This is a genomic window from Rhodococcus sp. IEGM 1306, from assembly GCF_036541985.1.
Taxonomy (GTDB): domain Bacteria; phylum Actinomycetota; class Actinomycetes; order Mycobacteriales; family Mycobacteriaceae; genus Rhodococcus_F; species Rhodococcus_F qingshengii.
In genome coordinates this window covers 166,466-184,107 of record NZ_JAZHFF010000006.1, presented here as the reverse complement: position 1 = coordinate 184,107, position 17,642 = coordinate 166,466, and the positions used below count along the sequence as shown (strand labels likewise).

The window sequence follows — 17,642 nt, the reverse complement described above, 5'->3', positions numbered from 1 at the left end:
TCCGTCGACGCGCTCTTCGAGGCTGCTCGGACCATCATCGGCGCGCTCTTCGGCCTGAGCTGACACGTCGCAGCGACCTTCCCCCGCGGTGAAGAAAGTCCCTGTTCTCCGACAAGGAGGACAGGGACTTTCGTGCAGCCTGCAGGTGCGTTTGCGTGGCGGTGAGTGAGTGACCTACCGGCCGTTCTGTTGATACGCGATCGCTGTCAGCGATCCGACTTCGTCGTTCACGTCTGCGGTGCTGCTGAGCCCGATCTTGTGGGTCGACTGCCCGGGAGCTTTGGCCGTGACAAGAAGTTCGGATTCGGGGGCCTCGACAAAACGTAGTCCGAGGTCGACTCGGGCCGTGGTGGCCGCTGCGATGGCGGCGAATTGGCGAGCGCGAATGAAGGGCGTGTAGGTTCCGCGGCCTTCGACCCGAACATCGGCTCCGAGTTCTTCGATCAGACGTCGGGCTGCATCGAAGATCGGCCGCAGTGCTGCCTTCGGGCCGCTGTACTGCTGGTCGATGTATTGCTCGACGGTCGGCTCCACCCATCCGGACTGTTCGGCAGTCTCGAATGCAATTGCCCACTGCGAATTCTGCGGTACACCGTGCTCTGCTTTCAGCCACTTGCGCACTTCGTTCTGATCGAGCGGGTCGACCCCGGACGTCCGTACGGCCTCAACCCATTCTTCGAGGGTGCGCCCGGTACGGTCGCGCATGGACGAGGTGACTGCGGCCATCATGTCGGAGGGTTCCATGTGTCTGTTCTATCGGTTGTCACTGTTCTACTGGTTGTCGCTGCTCTCTCGGTTCTCACTGTGCACGGGTAGCTCGCTCAGTCGATGCCGAGCATCGTCTTGAACGCGCGCACGCCGGTCACTTCGACGGGATACGGCGGTGCGACAAAATCTTCGCGGCTGAGGGTGAAGAGACGACGCACGGTCATGCGACCGTCGGCAGCCAACTCCTCTACTGTGCCGTCTGCGCGGTACCCGACTTTGGTGGACACCGTGATCGAGGCGGGGTTGTCCGTGAATGCCGATGACACCACGCTTCGTGCACCCAAAGAGTCGAATGCGAATGCGCAGATTGCCTGTCGGGCGAGAGTGCCGACACCCCGGCCTTGGAACCCGCGTCCAATCCACGAGCCGGTTTCACCGGTACGACTGGTAGGAAAGTCCGTCGCGGCGAACGCCTGGCAGCCGACGATTTCTCCGTCGACGACAATGGCTGTTTCGAATTTCCAGTCGGTCATGGTCATCGCTCCGCGGACCGACCAGTGGTATTGGATGAATCTTCGCGACACTTCGTCGGGAGTGCCCACCGTCCAGGGGACGAGAAACGGCATCTGTTCGGCAGGGTGAATGCCGGCTCGGACCAGCGCAGTGAGTTCGGGGAAATGATCGTCGCGCACAGGGAGCAAGGTGATGGGCCCACACGTGATCGTGACTCCGTACGGAGGCCAGATCTCTCGCAGTGGGTCAACCATCGTCTTCAGACCTTCGTTTCGTGTGCGAATCGGGTCACAGTCTGGCATGCCAGGCCCGTCCGAGTGAGCGACTTCTGGTCATCGGGATTCTTTTGCCCTCGCGGTACGAAGTCGTGACATTAGTGTGTGGACGGTGACTACAGACAAACCGGTACGTCTTCGTGAAGGTAGATCGCCCGACAGGCTTTCGCGTGGTGTGGTGGCCGGATACGCAGCGGGAAGTGTCGGTACGGGTGGATTCGGTGTTCTGCCAGGTCTGGTACTGGCGTACTACCTGACCGACACGCTCGGCGTTGCCGCGGCGCTCGCGTCGCTTGTGGTCATTGTCCCGAAAATCGCCGACGTCCTGATCGATCCGCTGATCGGGTCGATCAGCGACCGAAGCTCTCATCGAACCGGTACGCGAGTGCCACTCATGCTCGCAGGCGCTCTGGGACTGCCGTTGCTCTTCATTCTCACGTTCTCGGCCCCGGTGTCGGCCGGCCCCGGAGTCGGGGCGATGTGGGTGCTCGTCTTCTTCCTGCTCGCGGCGAGTGCCTACAGCCTCTTTCAGGTTCCATATATCGCGTTGCCGACCGAGTTGACCGGCGATTACCACGAGCGCATTCGGTTGGTATCGGTTCGAATTGCGGTGTTGGCCCTGACAATTCTGGTCATCGGCGCCGGCGGACCCGAGCTCCGCGATGCTGCCGGAGGCGGAGCACGCGGTTATCTGGTCATGGCGATCGGGGTGTCGGCGCTGATGTGCGGGGCAATGATCTGGGCAGTTCGCGGAGCCGCGCGCCACACGGTGACTCACGCGGACGCGCCGGTCGGCTCGTTGCTCTCGCAGTACCGGGACGGGTTCGACGCGATACGACGTACCCGCGCGTTCCGATTGCTGGTCAGCGTCTTCGTGCTCCAAGCTCTTGCCACCGCCGTGATGTTGGCGGGTGCGCAATATCTGGCGACCTATGTGATGGGCAACGAAGGTGCGCTCACCGGTCTGTTCGTTGCACTCGTCGGACCAGCTCTCGTCGTCATGCCGCTGTGGTACCGGTTCTCGCATCGGTACGGAAAGCTTCGCGGTTACGTGGTGTCTTCGGTTCTGTTCGTCGTCGCCACGGCGTTGTTGACGCTTGCGGCTGTCGACGCGGGTTCGTGGATCTACGGTGCCGTCGCGCTTGCCGGCGTCGGCTACGCCGGCATGCAGGTGTTCCCGCTGGCGATGCTTCCGGACGTCATCGAGGACGACGCGCGAATCGGTGGGCGCCAACGCGGTGGTTCGCTCAGTGGTATCTGGACCGCCGCGGAAACCGCAGGCCTTGCCCTGGGACCCGCGGTGTTCTTGGGTGTACTCGCGGTGACCGGCTTCGTCTCGAAAACTGCGGGCGAGACTGTCGTGCAACCGGAATCGGCGCTGACCGGAATTGCCCTCGGCTTCTCGGTCGTGCCGGCGATCCTGGTTGCGATCAGCCTGGTCGTATTGCGGAATTACCGCACCGAACAAGAATCCACTCACGAGAACGAAAGGTGAACGATGAGTTCCACTCGGGCCGAGGAACTTCAGGGCAAGATCGTCGAGAGCGCAAACCTCGAGAAGAGGGCGGCCGACATCTTGAGTCGGTTGCGTTCGCTTCGCGAGCAGGACGCTCCGACGCACGGAGGCCGGGTTCTGTCGTACGTGTACGACAGCGGCCTCGCAGCGCTCGACGAGTTGGCAGCGGACGCAGCTCGATTGGTTCAGCCGGTCAACGGTCTCGACCCGACGGTGTTCCCGTCCACCGCGGTGATGGAGCGTGAGTTGGTTGCGTTCGCACGCGAGTTCCTCCATGGAGCTTCAGACACAGCCGCAGATACAGACGCCGGAGGCGTAGTCGTCGGCAATGTCACCAGCGGCGGAACGGAGAGTTGTGTGTTGGCCGTCAAGGCAGCTCGCGACTTCCGTGGGCTCCCGCCGGGTGAGGGTTCGCTGGTTCTTCCGACCACCGCGCATGCCGCTTTCCACAAGGCAGCTCACCTGCTCGGACTGGAACTGATCCTGGTACCAGTAGATCCCACGTCGGGGCGAGTCGGCGCACAAGATATTGCGACGGCAGTTCGGAAAGACACGGTCTTGATCGTCGTCTCCGCGCCCAGCTACCCGTTCGCGGCGCTCGACCCGATCGCCGATGTCGCGGAAGTTGCTCGTGCACATTCGATTCCACTGCATGTCGACGCCTGCATCGGTGGGCTTGCGTTGCCGTGGTGGGGTGATCTGCCACCCTGGGATTTCCGGGTGCCCGGGGTCACCAGCATGTCCGTCGACTTCCACAAGTACGGATACTCGCCCAAAGGCGTTTCGGTCCTGCTGCACCGAGGGCGAGATCTGCATCGCAAGCAGTATTTCGGACTCACGGACTGGCCGGGGTACCCGGTGGTCAATCCCACGCTTCTCGGTTCCAAATCCGTTGCTGCTCTTGCCGGTGCTTGGGCGATTTCGCAAGTCCTCGGGCAATCCGGGTACGCCGAATTGGTGTCCCGGGCGCAGCGGGCCACTCGTGCACTGATCGGCACGGTCGAGGCAATCGAGGGTCTTCGCGTCGTGGGCTCGCCGGTGGGACCACTGTTCGCGGTCGCTACCGACGATTCCGTGCCGCTCGAACGGCGAGTGGATCCGCATCGCTGGGTGAGCGCTGTCGGTGCTCGCGGCTTCGTCCTTCAAGGGCAGCCGGCGTCGACGCAACCTGACGGGACGACGTTGCCTCGAACAACCCACCTCACCGTCACCCCGGTGACGGAATCTGTGCTCGGCGAGTTGACCAGCGCACTCGTCCTCGGTGCCGACGACGTTCGCGGCTCGGCGGCAGCCGAGGCGCCGCCGGCCCTGGCAGAGTTGGCCGGAGCATTTGAACGTGGCGATGTCACCGTCGCCGATGTTCTTGCGTTGCCCAGTGACACCGTCGCGGCAGCGTTGACGTCGGCGGGGCTGGATCCTCGGGGCTCTTCCGATTCTCCCTTGGACATGGCGGCCGTCCTCGCGGCAGTGGAATCGCTGCCACGTGAGGTCACGAAGAGACTGCTGGTGGAATTCCTCGCCGGAATGGTGGAGCCCTGAACTCGGCGATGAATACCGAAACCGCGATGAACACTGTCCAAAACTCGGACAAATGGCGCGAAAGATTCGCGAATCGGGCGTAAGTTTTCTGTCATCGGCTAACCATCTTTTGTCGGAGGGTTGATCAGTGACTGGTGCCGCGGCCAAGATTTTGACGGTGTTCGAGGAAGTGATCGGGGTTCCGCTTCCGGTTCGCGTGCGATGTTGGGACGGTTCGGAGGCAGGGCCACCGGACGCCGCTGCGCAGGTTCACTTCCGGAATCGGCGTGCCCTACGGCGGGTCCTCTACTCTCCCAACGAATTAGGGCTGGCGAGGGCGTACGTTTCCGGCGATCTGGACGTAGACGGCGATATCTTCGCGCTCCTCGACGTTCCGGAACTGGTCACGCGGCTCGGTGAGTATCGTTTGTCGACGTTGCCGCTGCGCTCGATTGTTCGCGCCGCCGGTACTTTCGCCGGCTTGGGAGCGGTGGGTCCACCACCGTCACCCCCGGCGATCGAGATGCGTAGTAAGCGAGGCAAGCGGCACAGTAGATCACGCGATTCGGCGACTGTCTCCCATCACTACGACGTCGGGAATCGCTTCTACGAACTGTTCCTCGGGCCGAGCATGGTCTATTCGTGCGGATACTGGCCGGAAGGTGTCGAATCCCTCGAAGCTGCTCAGTACGCGAAGCTGGACTTGATTTGCCGCAAGCTCGATCTGAAGCCGGGAATGCGACTGCTCGACGTCGGCTGCGGTTGGGGATCGATGGCATTGCACGCCGCCCAGAACTACGGCGTCGACGTCGTCGGAGTCTCGCTGAGCAACGAGCAGGTCGAATACGCCAAGGGGCGAGTTTCCGACGCGGGTTTGACCGATCGCATCGAGATTCGGGTGCAGGACTACCGCGACGTCGACGATGGCCCTTACGACGCGATTTCGAGCATCGGCATGTCCGAGCACGTGGGCCTGGTCAATTTGCCGGTGTACACGGCAAAACTCTACGACCTGCTCGTGCCGCAGGGTCGTCTGCTCAATCATGCCATCGCCGCGGTGAAGTCGTTGTCGGACAACGTCGATGACGGTCCCAGCTTCATCGACAGGTACATCTTCCCGGACGGTGAGATCCTTCCTTTGAGTAAAACCATTGATGCGCTGGAACTTTCGGGTTTCGAGACGCGTGACAGCGAAGCGTTGCGCGAGCATTACGCGCTGACACTGCGCGCATGGGTGCAGAACCTTCGCGAGAACTGGGACGCATCGGTCTTACAGGTCGGTGCTCCCCGGGTGCGTACCTGGTTGCTGTATCTCGCTGCCAGTGCCCTGGGTTTCGAGGAGCCGCACAGGCTTACGATTCATCAGGTTCTGGCCGTGAAACCAGGGGATCGGGGGGCCAGCGGCATGGCCCGCTCGCGTGACAGTTGGTATCGATCGATTGAAGTCCCGCAGATCGAAACCGGTCCGCGCGTCGACTGAGGCCTATACGTTGGATTTCCATGAGCACCCGGAAGGTTGTCCTCGCGGCACTGAAGGTTACGGCCATTGCGGTATCAGCGCTGTTGCCGACCTCGCTGCTGTTCACACCGATGTCGAACGCCGAACCTGTGAACGATTTCTACGATGCGATTCCGGGCGACGTCGGTGATCCGGGTTCGGTGATTCGGACGGAACCGCTGGCTCTGGCCGGTGCCGTCGGCGGAGTGCCTGGTGTGGGGACCCGGATCCTGTATTCGAGTACCGACGCCCACGGATCCAAGGTTGCTGTGTCGGGCTCGTACCTGGAGCCGGCTGCCCCGTGGTCAGGAGCGGGCCCCCGCCCGACGGTGGTGATCGGTCCGGGTACGCAGGGCCAAGGTGATCAGTGCGCGCCGTCGAGGATGTTTCCCACTGCCGGTCAGCTCCGCCTGGCGGAACCCGGGAATCCGTCGAACTACGGTGCCGGTGTGGACAGTGTCGGTGTCAACTACGAGTCAGCTTTTGCTTTCGCTTTCCTCGCCCAGGGCGTTCGTGTATTCGTCACCGACTACATCGGACTCGGAACACCCGGCGTCCATACCTACGTCAATCGCGCCGAGGAAGCCCATGCGATGTTGGACGGTGCACGCGCTGCCCGAGCCCTCGCGCAGGCAGGAGAGGACGATCCGATAGCGCTGTGGGGCCATTCGCAGGGCGGCGGCGCCACTGCCGCTGCAACCGAACTGGCACCCGAATACGCGCCTGAGTTGAATCTGGTCGGGAGTTACGCGAGCGCGCCCCCGGCAGACCTGGCAAGCGTTCTGCGTCATATCGACGGTACCGGCCTGATGGCCGCGATCGGTTACACGATCAACGGCGTCCTCGACCGCTATCCCGCCGCCCGAGAGCCGATCGAATCTCGACTCAACGACTACGGCCGGTCCGTGCTCGCCGACGTCGCCGGGCAATGCCTCATCGATTCCCGAACCAAGTACGGGAAGCAGTCGACGGCGTCGTGGACCACAGACGGACGACCACTCGCCGACGTGGTGGAATCGGTACCGGAGATCCAACAGGTGATCGAGGAACAACGCATCGGGTGGCGAACCCCGGCCTCGCCGATTCTGGTCAACGGAGCGCTCAACGACGATTTCATCCCGTACGAGCAAACCCGGCGCCTGGTTCAGGACTGGTGCGCGCGCGGGGCCGAGGCGACGTTGTTCACCGACACTTTGCCTGCGGTGAATCCGGGGAGCGGCAACAACCACCTCGCGCCGGCCGTAGCGGATTTCGGCGTCGGATTGCAATACGTGCTGGACAGATTCAACGGCAAGCCGATAGTCGGTGCGTGCAACGCCTGAGTCGCCGTGTCACGTAACCACCGTCTCACTTCTAACAGTGGTTGACTGAGCCCGTGAACGATCGACCGCACGACCTTCCGATCAACCCGGTTCCACGGAGCGCCCTGGGTGCCGGGCCGGCGCTGAGAGTGTCGACGGGTCTGCTGCTCGGTGTGGCCGCCGGTGTCGTCACGGCGTTGGTCGGCTATCCCCGATTCGCGTTTCTGATCGGCTGGGATGTGGCGGCGATGGTGTTCACGGTGTGGACGTGGATTCTGGTCTGGCCCTTCGACGCGACGCTCACCGCAAGCCACGCAACGCGCGAAGAGCCGGCCCGAAACGTCGCGCACCTGCTGATTCTCGGTGCCGCCGTCGCGAGCCTGGTCGGTATCGCGTTCTTGCTCCTGGCGGCACCCGACGGACATCACTACCAAGTAGTGGCGGCATCGGTTGCAGTCGGCAGCGTCGTGATCTCGTGGCTGGCGGTCCACACGCTCTTCGCCCTCGGATATGCACGGCTGTACTACTCCGGCCCCGACGGCGGAATCGATTTCAATCAGGAAGAACCGCCGAGGTACAGCGATTTCGCCTACGTGGCGTACACGGTCGGGATGAGCTTCGCGATTTCCGACACCAACTTGAAGTCGTCGGACATGCGCGCGATGGCACTCGGCCACGCATTGCTGTCGTACCTGTTCGGTTCGGTGATCGTGGCGTCCGTCGTCAACTTGATTGCGGGCCTGTGATCTCTCGAGCCGTGTGACCGATCAAGCCGCTGCACGCCCGATGCTCGAGAGGAAGCCGGCGGCTCCGAAGAACAGACCGGCGAACACTCGATTGGTGGTTCGCTGCTGTTTGGGGGAGCGCATCAAGGTGAGCACCCGGGCGGCCAGGCCGGTGTATCCGGTCATCACGATCACGTCGACTGCGCACATCGTGGCGGCGATGATCAGATACTGCGGCAGCAGCGGCGCCGACGGGTCCAGGAACTGCGGGAGCACTGCGAGCATGAAAACGACGGCCTTCGGATTGCTCGCGTTCACGAGAAATCCGCGAAGCATCATCATCGGACCGGAGCTGCTCGCGGCTGCCTCGTCGGTCTCCACCTCGGTGGGCGCCGATCGCCACTGCCTGATCCCCAGGTAGACGAGGTATGCGACACCGAACCACTTGATCAAGGAAAAGGCCACGGTCGAACTGGCGAGAATTGCACCGACCCCCGCCGCGACAATTCCGATCTGCAGCAACAATCCCAACTGCAGCCCGAAGATGTTCCAGTATCCGCGTCGCAAGCCGTAGGCAAGTCCCGACGACATCGACGCAATGGCGCCGGCCCCCGGCGACAGGCTGATCACCCAACTTGCTCCGAAGAACGCCAACCAGACGTGCCAACTCATGTCGAAAGTCCTTTGATCGGGAAATACTCCCGACAACGAGCACGCACGGGATCAGAAAAGTGTAGACGGACAGTCCTGCTCACTGCTCGCGACAGTGCAATGATCGGGAGATGACGTCGTATCCCGTACTGGACCTGACACCCGACGAATTGCTGACCACAACGCGGACCGTTCGAAAGCGTCTGGATCTGACCCGTCCCGTGCCGTTGGACCTGGTGAAGGAATGCCTCCAGATCGCCCTGCAAGCGCCCTCCGGTTCGAATCGCCAGGGCTGGCAGTGGATGGTGGTGACCGATCCGGCACTGCGTGCAGCAGTCGGGCAGATCTACAAGGAAGTCACCGACGAGTACCTTGCCTCTCACGGTTCGGCGGCAAAACTCTTCGCCGATGATCCCGATCGCGCGCCGATTCAACAACGCGTGGGCACCAGCGTCGCGTGGCTCGGTGAGCACATGGGTGAGGTGCCGGTCCTTCTCATTCCGTGTATCAAGGCGGGCAAGACGCTGCCGGAGGGGAACCAAGCCGGCCTGTGGGGTTCGCTACTCCCGGCTGCGTGGAGTTACGCGCTGGCCGCGCGGGCACGTGGGCTCGGTACGGCGTGGACGACATTGCATTTGCAGCGTGAAGCGGAAGTTGCCGAGCTGCTGGGCATTCCGGCCGGATTCCATCAGGCTGCGCTCATCCCGACGGCGTACTTCACCGGCGAGACGTTCAAACCCGCCGCCCGTGAACCGGTCGACAACGTGCTGCACGTGGACCGATGGTGAGCCTGATCTACTCGGCGATCTGCTCGATCGACGGGTATGTGGCCGATGAGCAGGGGAACTTCGACTGGGCGGTTCCCGACGCGCAGGTCCACGCGTTCGTCAACGAGCTAGAGAGGGGAGTCGGCACGTACCTGCTCGGGCGCCGGATGTACGAGACGATGATTCCCTGGGAAACAATGGCGTCCGAGGATCTCGAGCGTTCTTCGGTGGCAGGAGGACCTTCGGCTCCGGGCGAGTTGGCCGGTATCGAGGCGGCGACCGCCGAGTTCGCTCAGATCTGGCGTGGAATCGACAAGATCGTGTACTCCACGACGCTGAACGAGGTGTCGACCGCACGTACCAGGATTGTCCCGAGCTTCGATGAAGACTTCATCCGTTTGCTCGAGAGTGAAGCGGTACAAGATATCTCGATCGGTGGACCGACGGTTGCGGTTAGTGCTTTCGCGGCGGGTTTGGTCGATGAAGTCAGACTGTTCCTGTGTCCGGTCAATATCGGTGGCGGATTGCGAGCTCTCCCGGAAAGCCGGCTTGATCTGCAACTGCTCGAGGAGAAAACCTTCGACGGCGGCGTCATCTATCTGCGATACGCCGTTCGCTAAGCAATCACCATCACTGCCGTGACGACGCCGAGTAGAGCGATGTAGGCGGCGGCATGGACTCGGTCCGGTATGGCACCGACGATTCGTCGGCTCAGCGCGATCGCCGGTAGGGAACCGGCGAGTAGTGCACAGACGGCCAGAAGGTCGACAGCGCCGACTCTGCCCGCCGACAGATCCGAGGCTGAACTGTGCCCTGATGAGACCGCATACACCGCAGTCGCGACGACGGCGACAGGCAAGCTCAACGGGTTGGCGCTCGCGGCGGCGTCGGCCATCGGAACTCCGCGGCGTCGCATCATCGGAACCGTCATGACGCTCCCGCCGACTCCGAGGAAACTTGCGACGGCACCGATGCCTATCCCGACAGCGCGGACGCCGTGACGGTCAAGATGTTCGCGAGGTTCAGATGGTGTCAGAAACCCTTGTCGCAGAAGACTGTCCAAGATTGTCACCAGCAGGTAGAGCACAAACAGAATCCGGACGACGCCGTCGTCTACGTGGCCCGCCGCAACCGCTCCGAGCCCGGCTCCGAGTGCGACGGGGCCGATCAGAGGTCTGATGTACTCCGTCCGAAGCCGTCCTGACTTCCTGAATGCGACTGTGGCACCGAGTGAATTGACCACCATCACGGCCGCCGAGGATGCTACGGCGACATGCATCGGATCGATGACGTCCGGCCTCAGCGTCGATGCAGCGTAAACGACTGGGACAGTGACAAACCCGCCACCGAATCCGAACAGAACGGTGGTGACTCCGGTCAAGGCGCCGAAAGCGAGAAGGAAGAGGGCGTAGTGAAGCACTCGATGAACGGTAGCGATTTCTCCGCTGGCGCACATTCGAAGGTTCGCCAGGTTCCATTGTCAATCAGACACGGACTCGGTAGGTTCCTCCGGTGCGCAACATCTCGATCAACGACGTCGATCACTTACCCCGCGGTGTTCTCGCAATCGGAACCGACTACCCACCCGGTCACGTGCTGGCCGCCCACGAACATCGACGAGCCCAGTTTCTCTTCGCTGTGAACGGTGCGATGAACGTCGAAACCGAAGACGGTGAGTGGACTGTTCTGCCGTCCAATGCGGTCATGATTCCCGCCGGTGTCGCTCATGCCGTGACAATGGACGGCGTCAGCACGCGAAGCCTCTACATCGAACCGTCCGCAGCGCCGTGGTTCCCGGTCAGGTGCCGAGTCGTCGCAGTATCGTCGCTCCTGCGTGAGTTACTTGTCGCTGCAGTCGACGTGGATGTCGAGCTGAATGTGGAGGACGACTTCCCCGCACACGGACGCAGCGCCGCGGTATTTCAGCTGATCCTGCACGAACTTCGCGATCTTGCGCCCCTACCTGTGGAACTCCCGCTGCCTCGGCACCCGGGATTGCGGGCGTTGTGCGCGCAGTATCTCGCAGCCCCGTCGATCCATGACTCGCCCACGCGGTGGGCTGACCGACTCCACGTCAGTGAACGGACACTGCACCGCTTGCTGATCTCGGAAACGGGGATGAGCGCGTCGTCGTGGATGCAGCGTGCCTGCATTCTTCACGCGCTTCCGAAACTTTCTGCCGGGGCCAGTGTGACGGCCGTTGCGTCTGAACTCGGATACTCGACGCCGGCTGCCTTCGCGGCGATGTGCACCCGAGTCTCGGGTGCACCGCCCAGTAGCTATCGGGCGCGCGTCACGACACAGACACAGGGATGATGTCGGCGACGACGTCGTGGATGAGACCGTCACGGACTTCGAAGGTTTCACGAATCTCCACGGTCATGAGGCGAGTGCCGCCGATTCCCGCGTCGAGCAGGTAGGTGGTCGAGACGATGTCCCCGGCCTCCGACATCTCGAGGTCTCGGACGCCCTGGATAACGCGGTATTGGATGCCGTTTTCGAGGTCGGCGGACATCTGTGGTCCGGAGAACCCCGTCTTGAGTCCGGCTTCGACGCGGGTCGCATCCGGGGCGAAATGAACATCGGAGACGTCATGGGAGACGAGGGCGTCGATGTAGGCGCGTGCTTGCGCCTCGCGGGGTGAATCGGCCGGGTTCGGGGCTGCCGTCGCAGCGCCTCCGGCAACCAGGATCAGGACAGCGGTGGCAGCGGCAGTTCCGGCGATATTTCGCAGTGTTCGCATGGGACATCCTAACGACGAGGAGTGGAGGAAATTCGGAAAACGGCCCTCATCGAGTAGCCGTACAGCTGCGGGGAGGATCGACGAGCGAGCAGAAAGCCGGGGCCATGACGGGCACGTAGTCGGCTCCGACGCCGTTGTCGTGGATGATTCGGCGGTAGGCGGCGACGCCGTCGGTCGGGATTCGGGCCGCAGTGGGATCGCCGAGAACATCGACCGTGTAGAGGCCGAATCGAGGTCGGTACGAACCCCATTCGTAGTTGTCGGTGATGGACCAGTAGTTGTAGCCGATCACGTCGGCACCGTCTTCTCGGGCGCGTTCCATCCAATAGATGTGATCGCGTAAGTGATTCGCGCGTGTGTATCCGTCGGCGCGCGGCGCTCCGTTGTCGGTGGGCATGCCGTTCTCGACGATGTAGAGGGGGAGTTCCGGATACTTGCCCGAGTACCGCATCAATGCGTCGTACAGGCCTTCGGGCTGCGGCGTGACGTTGTAGAACTCGTCGAGTGCGGCGTACGCGGCAGTCGGATTGTTCAGGGCCACACCGTAGTAGTAGTCGATGCCGAGAAAGTCGAGCTTGTCGCGCACTCGATCCGTGAATACCGAATCGATCGCCTCGGACACGCCGGGAATGAAGGAGAAATTACTGCTTACGCGGGCACCGGGATCGAGAACATGGATGCGGTCGTAGATCGCCCGGTGGACTCGGACCAATGAGTCGAACATCGACGGCGCCTGGGTGAGTGCGATTCCGCCGTAGGTCAATTCGCGCTGAACGTACACAGTCGGCTCGTTGATCGTGATCCAGAGCGCCCCGATTCCGGAGTACCGCTCGACTACCTTCTCTGCGTTGACCAGCCAATCGGCTTCCGTCTTCGGATTTGTCCAGCCGCCTTGATCGACAACCCATCCCGGATACACCCAGTGGTCGAGTGTGATCATCGGAGTCATGCCCCGCGCGCGGATGTGAGCTACCACGTCGTCGTAGTAGGCGAATTCGGTCTCGTTCCAGCTCCCGGCGGTGGGCTGAACTCGCGCCCACTCGACGCCGAATCGGAAAACCTTCGATCCCAGATCGGCCGCCCGGTCGATGTCCTCGGCGTAGCGATGACGGAAGTCGACCGAGTCACCGATCTTGTCGTGGGTTCGTCCGGAATCGGAGTATCGAGACCAGTTGCTGTCCGGCGACGAACCTTCCGATTGGAACCCGGAGGTGGCAACGCCCCAGAGGAAGTCATCCGGTACCTCAGCCGAGGCGTGAGCGGGAAGGGCCAGCACCCCGAACAGGCACGTCAGTGCCATCAGCGCAGGCGCAATAGACCGTGACAGGGCTCCCATGCCTGGGAGACTAAGTCATACAAGTGTCCAGTCGCAGGCGTTTCGTCCGATCCGCCCGCGGCAGGACCGTGTCACTCAGTGACCCAGCCGCTCAGAAATTCCGCTCAGAAAACCATGGTCATCGATCCCGGGTTCCACGTCCCGGAGCGCTGAACGGTCGTTTCGTCGACCTGGGCAGGTACTGCACTCGGATCGATCGGTGTGTACTTCTCGATCGAACCCCAGTCGCGAGCCCAGTCGTTGTCGAGATACGACGGAATGGTCTGAGCGGTCAGGAGCAGATCGATCCACCCCAACGGTCCACCACCGTAGTGGTCCTGCCAGGCACTGGTCACGAGCGCGCCGGAATGGTCGGGAAGGATCCGATACTCGGGGACCTCGGCGACACCGACCCGATGATCGAAGGGGCGTTGGCATGGGAATGCCAGTCCGACAGCCCAATCCAGCATGACGGGCGCCTGTGAACCGACGACGTCGTTGAGCTTCTGGGTCTTCGGAACCCGCGGCGGGGTGACGGCCACCCATTGGTCGGGCTTGCTGTCGTAGTCGCTGACGACCAGTCGAATGCTGTTGGCTTCGACGGGAATCTGATCCAACGGCACACGCAGGTTCCGCCATGACGGCGCCGGGCCGATGTCGAGGGGCGCGATCTTTCCGAGTGTTTCGACAGCGTCTGTTTCGGCATCGTCGACGCCACGCGCTGTGCCGTACTCGACCTCGACGTTCTGGCCGTAGGTGACGATTCCGTCCTTGTCGACGGACCGAACACGACCAGCCGCGGCAATCGAGATGATGTCGCCACGTGTGGCGTTCTCGCCCACGTCGGGGAGTTGGTACCAGTCACTGGTCAGAGTGCCGGGGGAGGGCTGACCGTAACTACCCATGACGGGTGTTGTCGCCGGGTCGAGACCGAACGGCAACGCGACCGAACTGCCGTTGACTCCGGTCTGTCCGGCGCCACCGCCGGTTCCGGCCGAGTTGCCGGCGGTGTCCTCGGAGGTGTCGACGGTGTTCGCGCCGCCGGTAGCCGTGGCTTCCTTGTCTGCTCGAAGGTCGGAGGCGACGCCATTCGGATCGAATCCCGTAGCCCCACCGGCGGACAGTCCTGTGGCGACGCTGCCCGAGAGGGGCGTCAGCATCGAGGCGTTCGGATCGGTCTCGAGCAGAACGTCGTTGGCGAGTCCGCAGTGTTGGCCGAGAACGGCGTCGACGTTTGCACGGCCCACCGAATAGGCCGGGTACTGGGTGACCGCGCCCTTGGCCATGGACAGCACCTCAAAGAGGACCATGGCACCTGCGGCAACCGTCAGTGGCGAGATGGCAAGCAGTCGAGCGTGCTTCGCGGACGGTTCCTTCCCCGCGGTGTACGGCTCACGGAAGAAGTACCACGCGGCGACGCCGAGCATCAGCACCGTCAGCCCGAGGAGGACGGTGCTCGCGCCGAGTCCGCTGATGGACACAGGCTTGTCCCACCACGGAACGCTGTAGCTGGACACGTAGTAGTAGCTGTTGCTGCCGGTGAATGCCACCGCGAGGAGGAACAGGACGGCCGCCGCGAAGAGGGCCCGATTGCGCGGCGAGCGCAGGAGTTTTGTTCCCACGGCGACGGCCGTCATCATCGCCAGAACGGCGGTGAGTCCGGCAAAGATTCCGAAGTGGTGCGTCCACTTGGTCGGCGAGAACATCAGCAGTGGCAGTGCGCCGATCGTCAGCCCCACGACGCGGCGTGACGGGCCGGCGGCCAAACCGGGAATCCGGCCCCCCTTGCGCAGCATCATCGCGGTGCAGACGCCAAGGCACAGAACCATGACGAACACACCGAATCTGCGAGTCAGGGAACCGTCGACGGAGATGTTGAAGAGGTACTGATAGCGGAGGTACTCGTCGAACCAGGGCTGATTCGGTGAGATCGAGTGGACGCGTTGCATCTCGATGACGGCGGCCAGACTTTGATCGCCGAACGCGGGGATGAGAATCGAGAGTCCGGCAGCTAGCAGTGGCCCGACAGCCGCGACGTAACCGGTGGTGCGCGCACGTTCGATGATGATGCGCATGATCGGGCGTATTCCGGCGATGAGTGCGGCAAAGCAGATGAGGCCGGAAGGGCCGGCAGTCAAGGTGAATCCGGCGATCAGGATCGCGACTGCGACCGGCAGAAGTCGTCTCGTCGCGACGGCGCGTTCGATCGAGCACCAGGTCAGCAGCACGCCGAGGGCAACGATCGGTTCGGGGCGCAGTCCGTTGTTGAACGGAAGCCAGAAAGCGAGGAAGACAAGCGCGCCGGTCCAGAGGGCGAGTCGATTTCCGCGAATGGCGGCGCCCAGCCGAGGCGCAACCTCCCGGCTGATGACGAGCCAGGTGATGATGCCTGCCAACAGAGCAGGCAGACGGACCCAGGGGCTTGCGGTGCTGACGTGGGCCAGGAGTCCGAGGATGTTGTAATACGGCGTTCCGAACGGGGTTTCGGGGACCGCGAACCACCGGAAGTAGTTGGACATGTAGCCCGATTGCTCGGAGGCTCTTGCCATCGTGAACTGGTAGCCGTCGTCGGTGGTGGTAGCGCCGATGAAGTGCCACAGCACCAGAGTTCCGACGACGACCCCGTCGAGGACGGTGAACTTCCACCATCGGGCGGGCAGAAATTTGCGTGTGCCCCGGCCGTCGCGGTTGTCGAGGCGGTGCAGCGCGAAGAGGGACACGAGAGCCGTGAGTGCCCCGAGAATCATGGCGAGAGTCTTGATCACCGACGGGCTCGACGTGAAGCGAGAGTCCGCCTCGATCGAGACGTTCAAACCGGCTGCCGCCGAATCGAGGTCGCTGAAGACGCCGACTACCTGTGGTCGGCTGTCGCCCTCGATGACGCGCGGTTCGGAACCGGTGGCGCTGAAGGTGGTTCGGGTCGGCTCGGCGGCGAGCGTGAGTGCGCATCCAGTCTGCAGATCAGCGACGGGTGTCGAGAGCAACACTCGATCGCGTAGGACAACGTCGACCCGAGCGGGAGCGTCGGCGGATTCGGGGGAGACGGTGGCAACAAATCCGTAGCGGCGCGCATCGGGGGCACCCGGAGGTGCAGTCGAGACGAGTGTTCCGCCGGTGGCGGCCAACTCGCTGATCGACGCGCACGGAATCGATGCCTCCATGCGCAACGGTGTGTACGAGACCAATGGCGCCTCGACGCTTGTCGTCGACCCGGCCTGCGGCCAGTTGACGACGGCGGTGTCCTGCTCGATCGGCAGGAACGGCACTGATCCGCACAAAACTATGCCGAGGATCGATGCGACAATCGCAACGATCCGTGCTCGGTTCGGTCCGCTGGATCGCTGAGGGGTCGGCAAGGCCGGAGGTGCGGTCGTGGCCACGTCACTGTCTGTCACGACTTTGGACCCTAGCTGTGCGTGACGTGTTTGTTATAAAAGCGCGAGTAATGGGATGGTCGTGTTCCCGGTGTCATTCCTCGGGGTGGGGTTGTCGGCGATCGAGGCGGGGGGTGCTGTGCGCGAATTTCACGAGTCCATTCCCCTGAGCCCACTACTGCGGCGTTCGGCGGTCGCATTGTGCGTCGTCCTCGGAATTGTCCTGGTAATTGTCTGCGGGTTCGCGGCAATCGTGGATCGCGACTCGGCGGGCTACGTCGGCGCCGTGTTGTCCGCGGTCCTGTCCTTCGGGTTGGCCGCGTACATGTGGAAGGTGCGCGTGATCATCACCACAGACGTCGAACGAGTGTCGATCGCGCTGTCTCCGGGGCTGCGTCAGGTATTTAGGTGGGACGAAGTTGTGTCTGCCACTGCAGTACATATCGGGATGGGCTCCGGAATCGGTTATCGAATGACCGGCCCAGGTATGCGGGTAATTCTCGCGTCACCCGGCGACGGGGTCCGCTTTCGTCTGCATGACGGCCGTGAAATCTCGGTGGCAACACCTCGAAGGGACGAGCTGATCGAACTCGCCCGGCGGCGGGCGCCGGACCTGCAGTGAGCGTTGCAGGTGGACCGGTGAAAAACGGGGTGCGCCTATCCTGGATAATTGACATCAGTTCTGTGTTTCAGGCGCGCTGTTCAGGGCCTGTGATGCCGGACCGGTTTGCTGCCGCT

At 62.8% G+C, this 17,642-nt stretch carries 16 protein-coding genes; 9 read left to right on the top strand and 7 right to left on the bottom strand.

Annotated elements, in window-relative coordinates; all coding sequences use genetic code 11:
• Nucleotides 1-174: 174 nt before the first annotated feature.
• The gene (locus tag V3587_RS18910) at nt 175-744 is read right to left on the bottom strand and encodes a DUF5655 domain-containing protein (protein ID WP_007732279.1); all 570 of its coding nucleotides are present in this window, start codon (nt 742-744) and stop codon (nt 175-177) included.
• A 77-nt stretch (nt 745-821) separates the two neighbouring features.
• The gene (locus tag V3587_RS18905) at nt 822-1,475 is read right to left on the bottom strand and encodes a GNAT family N-acetyltransferase (RefSeq protein ID WP_180279627.1); all 654 of its coding nucleotides are present in this window, start codon (nt 1,473-1,475) and stop codon (nt 822-824) included.
• Nucleotides 1,476-1,599: 124 nt separating this feature from the next.
• Between V3587_RS18905 and V3587_RS18900 the strand changes: the two genes are divergently transcribed.
• The 5 genes from V3587_RS18900 to V3587_RS18880 all read left to right on the top strand — a co-directional run bounded on the left by V3587_RS18900 (nt 1,600) and on the right by V3587_RS18880 (nt 8,075).
• Complete coding sequence (locus V3587_RS18900; RefSeq protein ID WP_283377180.1) at nt 1,600-2,991, top strand: MFS transporter; 1,392 nt, start codon at nt 1,600-1,602, stop codon at nt 2,989-2,991.
• Nucleotides 2,992-2,994: 3 nt separating this feature from the next.
• Nucleotides 2,995-4,551: a pyridoxal phosphate-dependent decarboxylase family protein gene (locus V3587_RS18895; protein ID WP_283377179.1), complete on the top strand. Its 1,557-nt coding sequence runs from the start codon at nt 2,995-2,997 to the stop codon at nt 4,549-4,551.
• 127 nt (nt 4,552-4,678) lie between these two features.
• Nucleotides 4,679-6,010 carry an SAM-dependent methyltransferase gene (locus tag V3587_RS18890; RefSeq protein WP_283377178.1) on the top strand — a complete coding sequence of 444 codons (1,332 nt, stop codon included), beginning with the start codon at nt 4,679-4,681 and terminating at the stop codon, nt 6,008-6,010.
• A gap of 20 nt (nt 6,011-6,030) precedes the next feature.
• Nucleotides 6,031-7,350 carry a lipase family protein gene (locus tag V3587_RS18885; protein WP_283377177.1) on the top strand — a complete coding sequence of 440 codons (1,320 nt, stop codon included), beginning with the start codon at nt 6,031-6,033 and terminating at the stop codon, nt 7,348-7,350.
• A gap of 53 nt (nt 7,351-7,403) precedes the next feature.
• Nucleotides 7,404-8,075 (top strand): DUF1345 domain-containing protein, encoded by a 672-nt coding sequence (locus tag V3587_RS18880; protein WP_030537075.1) that lies wholly within the window; start codon nt 7,404-7,406, stop codon nt 8,073-8,075.
• Between the two features lie 21 nt (nt 8,076-8,096).
• Here V3587_RS18880 and V3587_RS18875 read toward each other — a convergent pair whose 3' ends face one another.
• The gene (locus tag V3587_RS18875; protein ID WP_037130153.1) at nt 8,097-8,726 is read right to left on the bottom strand and encodes a LysE family transporter; all 630 of its coding nucleotides are present in this window, start codon (nt 8,724-8,726) and stop codon (nt 8,097-8,099) included.
• 110 nt (nt 8,727-8,836) lie between these two features.
• On the opposite strand from V3587_RS18875, the gene V3587_RS18870 reads away from it, so the two are divergent.
• Both V3587_RS18870 and V3587_RS18865 read left to right on the top strand, forming a co-directional pair.
• On the top strand, nt 8,837-9,493 hold the full coding sequence (locus V3587_RS18870) for a nitroreductase family protein (RefSeq protein ID WP_003942413.1): 657 nt from the start codon (nt 8,837-8,839) through the stop codon (nt 9,491-9,493).
• Nucleotides 9,487-10,092: a dihydrofolate reductase family protein gene (locus V3587_RS18865; protein WP_283377176.1), complete on the top strand. Its 606-nt coding sequence runs from the start codon at nt 9,487-9,489 to the stop codon at nt 10,090-10,092. Before V3587_RS18870 ends, V3587_RS18865 begins: the two co-directional genes overlap by 7 nt.
• Here V3587_RS18865 and V3587_RS18860 read toward each other — a convergent pair.
• Nucleotides 10,089-10,892, bottom strand: a complete 804-nt coding sequence (locus tag V3587_RS18860; RefSeq protein ID WP_283377175.1) for a sulfite exporter TauE/SafE family protein — start codon at nt 10,890-10,892, stop codon at nt 10,089-10,091. The genes V3587_RS18865 and V3587_RS18860 overlap by 4 nt on opposite strands.
• 92 nt (nt 10,893-10,984) lie before the next feature.
• Between V3587_RS18860 and V3587_RS18855 the strand changes: the two genes are divergently transcribed.
• Nucleotides 10,985-11,788 carry an AraC family transcriptional regulator gene (locus tag V3587_RS18855; protein ID WP_007732261.1) on the top strand — a complete coding sequence of 268 codons (804 nt, stop codon included), beginning with the start codon at nt 10,985-10,987 and terminating at the stop codon, nt 11,786-11,788.
• On the opposite strand, the gene V3587_RS18850 is transcribed toward V3587_RS18855, so the two are convergent.
• The 3 genes from V3587_RS18850 to V3587_RS18840 form a co-directional block, all read right to left on the bottom strand.
• The gene (locus V3587_RS18850; protein WP_007732260.1) at nt 11,766-12,215 is read right to left on the bottom strand and encodes a hypothetical protein; all 450 of its coding nucleotides are present in this window, start codon (nt 12,213-12,215) and stop codon (nt 11,766-11,768) included. The genes V3587_RS18855 and V3587_RS18850 overlap by 23 nt on opposite strands.
• A gap of 46 nt (nt 12,216-12,261) precedes the next feature.
• Nucleotides 12,262-13,515, bottom strand: coding sequence for a glycoside hydrolase family 1 protein (locus tag V3587_RS18845; RefSeq protein ID WP_283377234.1), 1,254 nt, complete (start codon nt 13,513-13,515; stop codon nt 12,262-12,264).
• 140 nt (nt 13,516-13,655) lie between these two features.
• Nucleotides 13,656-16,925: an arabinosyltransferase domain-containing protein gene (locus V3587_RS18840; protein ID WP_411742242.1), complete on the bottom strand. Its 3,270-nt coding sequence runs from the start codon at nt 16,923-16,925 to the stop codon at nt 13,656-13,658.
• Nucleotides 16,926-16,980: 55 nt separating this feature from the next.
• Between V3587_RS18840 and V3587_RS18835 the strand changes: the two genes are divergently transcribed.
• Nucleotides 16,981-17,526, top strand: a complete 546-nt coding sequence (locus V3587_RS18835) for a hypothetical protein (protein WP_007732256.1) — start codon at nt 16,981-16,983, stop codon at nt 17,524-17,526.
• Nucleotides 17,527-17,642: the final 116 nt, after the last annotated feature.

Coding starts and splice junctions, on each gene's coding strand:
- V3587_RS18875 (WP_037130153.1), bottom strand. CDS start 8,726: ATGAGTTGGCACGTCTGGTTGGCGTTCTTCGGAGCAAGTTGGGTGATC.
- V3587_RS18865 (WP_283377176.1), top strand. CDS start 9,487: ATGGTGAGCCTGATCTACTCGGCGATCTGCTCGATCGACGGGTATGTG.
- V3587_RS18845 (WP_283377234.1), bottom strand. CDS start 13,515: ATGGCACTGACGTGCCTGTTCGGGGTGCTGGCCCTTCCCGCTCACGCC.
- V3587_RS18905 (WP_180279627.1), bottom strand. CDS start 1,475: ATGGTTGACCCACTGCGAGAGATCTGGCCTCCGTACGGAGTCACGATC.
- V3587_RS18850 (WP_007732260.1), bottom strand. CDS start 12,215: ATGCGAACACTGCGAAATATCGCCGGAACTGCCGCTGCCACCGCTGTC.
- V3587_RS18835 (WP_007732256.1), top strand. CDS start 16,981: ATGGTCGTGTTCCCGGTGTCATTCCTCGGGGTGGGGTTGTCGGCGATC.
- V3587_RS18895 (WP_283377179.1), top strand. CDS start 2,995: ATGAGTTCCACTCGGGCCGAGGAACTTCAGGGCAAGATCGTCGAGAGC.
- V3587_RS18885 (WP_283377177.1), top strand. CDS start 6,031: ATGAGCACCCGGAAGGTTGTCCTCGCGGCACTGAAGGTTACGGCCATT.
- V3587_RS18910 (WP_007732279.1), bottom strand. CDS start 744: ATGGAACCCTCCGACATGATGGCCGCAGTCACCTCGTCCATGCGCGAC.
- V3587_RS18870 (WP_003942413.1), top strand. CDS start 8,837: ATGACGTCGTATCCCGTACTGGACCTGACACCCGACGAATTGCTGACC.